Below are 2,548 nucleotides of genomic sequence, written 5' to 3'. Positions count from 1 at the left end.
CCGGGTTGCATCGTCCCTTGCCGTCCGCTGACGTCCCGTGTATTCTTCCTTGTAGAGTGATTTGGAATGTGATACACTGCCACGGAAGGAACCGCATGACGAAGCGACCCAGGACGCTCACCGCCGCCTTCGTTCGGACGGTCAACCGGCCCGGCGTCTACGGCGACGGACGAGGCGGGCGAGGGCTGAGCCTCCGGGTGTACCGGACGGCCAACGGGAGGATCACCAAGACATGGCGGCAGCGCGTCAGGATCGACGGGCGGCTCACCTCGATCGGCCTCGGGCCGTACCCCGAGGTCACACTCGCCGATGCCCGGGAAAAGGCGCTGGACAACAGCCGGAGGGTCCGCAGGGGCCAAGACCCGCGCGGGCGCGGCGTCCCGACGTTCGCCGAGGCCGCGCGGCGGACCATCGAGCTTCACCGCGATTCGTGGAAGGCCGGGAGCCCGCTGCCCCAGCAGTGGGAGTCCACTTTCCGTCTTCACGCCGCCCCGCTCCTCGACAAGCGGGTGGACCGGATCACGAGCGCGGACGTGCTGGCGTGCCTTGGCCCGATCTGGAACTCGATGCCCACCGCCGCGCGGAAGGCCAAGCACCGGATCACCGCCGTGTTCCGGTGGAGCATCGGGCGCAACTACCGCCGGGACAACCCGGTGGACAGGGCCGTGGCGGCCCTGCCGAAGCCGAACGGCGGCACGGCGGGCCATCACCGCGCCCTGCCGCATGGCGAGATCGCGGCGGCGCTCCGGTCCATCCGCCGGGTGGGGGGCGGGAGTCCGGCTGCGCTGTGCGCTGAACTGATCGTCCTCACCGCCGTGCGTCCGGGCGAGGCTCGGGGCGCGCTTTGGGATGAGATCGACATGGACGCGGCGAGGTGGACGATTCCGGCCGAGAGGATGAAGGCGGGCCGTGAGTTCGCCGTTCCGCTCAGCACGGGCGCACTGGACGTGCTGAGAGAGGCGCGCGCATGGTCGGAAAAGTCGCCGCTGGTGTTCCCGTCGCGGACCGGCAGAACGCTTGCGCCGAAGACGGTGTCGCGGTTGCTCCAGATCGCCGGGGTGGACTCGACGCTTCACGGCTTCCGGTCGAGCGCGCGGTCGTGGATGGCCGAGACGGGCGTCCCGGCCGAGGTCGCGGAGGCCTGCCTCGCCCACGTTCCCAAGAGCCGAGTCGTCCAAGCGTATCAGCGCTCCGACTTGCTGGCGCGCCGTGCCGAGGTCATGCAGGCGTGGAGTAGCTACGTCACGCGGGAATAGGCCGCCGACCTGCCGCCGCTTCTTCCACGGCCTCAGGGGCCGTTTCCGCACGTTTCGTGCACATTTCGGGAAATCTACGGGCCGCAGGAGCGCCTCAGATCGACGATCTCGGGTCCCCGAGGGGTACGGGTAGGGCCAAAATGCGGCCCAAGCGCTCCAAATCGTCAGCGTTGACCTCGACGCTGTACGGATTCCGGTCGAGCACCCGGTCGTGGATCGCCGAGTCCGGCGTCCGACTTACTGACCACGCCTCGGTGAGTTGCAGGATCCAGATTGCGACAGCAAGCCCAGTCGAACCGGGTCTCGCTGGGCCGGATTCCACGCCTCTGGACGATCACCCTTCGGTTCGCCACGGGGGCGTCCCGCCGCGCCGCTGGCGGAGCTCGTCCGGGGCTCTGACACGCTATGACACAACATGATACGTCATAAGCACTTAGCTAATTCGCCAGGGGTTGACGAGCTTGCGGACGTTCGTTCAGCGTTCGGGCATGGAGACGCTGGAAGGACAGTTCATTTCGCGGGTGAGCGCGTTTCTCGGGGACTCGGGCGTGAGCCCGACGGCGTTCGGCATGAAGGCGCTGGGCGACCCGAGCCTCATGCGCCAGATCGGCCGTGGCCGCTCGCCGTCGCTCAGGACGGCGGACCGGATTCTCGCATTCATCGCCGAGCATGACGGAGCATCGGGCGGTGGACGCGATCCCCCTCGACGCCCGTGACACCGGAAACCGACGAGAACGCGGAGCACAACGAGGAGGAGCAGGACGATGGCCGAGAACCCGAGGAACGAGAGAACGAACCCTCCGACCCGCTTCCTGCGGCTGCCCGAGGTGATGGCGCGCACGGGCCTGTCGCGGAGCACGATCTATGTCCGGTTGGCCGCGGGGTGCTTCCCCCGGCCGGTCGCCCTGGGCGGGCGCGCCGTGGGATGGATCGAGGCCGAGATCGAGGAGTGGGTCGCCGAGCGGATCGCCGAGAGTCGGTTCGACGGCGACCGGGCCGGTGAGCGCGTCGAGGCCGCGCACCGGATCGAGGCCGGTTGGCGGGCGGCTGAAGCCCGCCCGGTGCGGTGATGCGGCGCGCTTCGCAGCGGCCGGGGAACAGCTTGTCGGGCGCGTCTTTGGTCGGGCAGCCAGCACACGCCGTGTTGAACACGGCGGGCTGGCAAGGGGGCTCTCCGGCCCCCTTAGACCCCCGGACTGTCGCGCCGCTGTACGAGCGGCGGACGCGCGGGGGCGAGGCCCCCGAACCCCGTCGCCGGTGCGCTCATGGCTGAGGGGCATCGCACCGTGATG

At 69.5% G+C, this 2,548-nt stretch carries 2 protein-coding genes and 1 pseudogene; all 3 read left to right on the top strand.

All coding sequences use genetic code 11. From position 1 onward, the window contains the following. Positions 1 to 95: 95 nt before the first annotated feature. Positions 96 to 1,256, top strand: a complete 1,161-nt coding sequence (locus tag OXN85_05420; GenBank protein ID MCY3599389.1) for a tyrosine-type recombinase/integrase — start codon at positions 96 to 98, stop codon at positions 1,254 to 1,256. Between the two features lie 461 nt (positions 1,257 to 1,717). After that, positions 1,718 to 1,972 carry a hypothetical protein gene (locus OXN85_05415; protein ID MCY3599388.1) on the top strand — a complete coding sequence of 85 codons (255 nt, stop codon included), beginning with the start codon at positions 1,718 to 1,720 and terminating at the stop codon, positions 1,970 to 1,972. 48 nt (positions 1,973 to 2,020) lie between these two features. Then, positions 2,021 to 2,221 (top strand): annotated as a pseudogene (locus tag OXN85_05410) (AlpA family transcriptional regulator). Positions 2,222 to 2,548: the final 327 nt, after the last annotated feature.

Source organism: Candidatus Palauibacter australiensis (assembly GCA_026705295.1).
Classification (GTDB): domain Bacteria; phylum Gemmatimonadota; class Gemmatimonadetes; order Palauibacterales; family Palauibacteraceae; genus Palauibacter; species Palauibacter australiensis.
The sequence above is the reverse complement of the archived record's forward strand: the minus strand, read 5'-3'. Positions and strand labels throughout refer to the sequence as shown.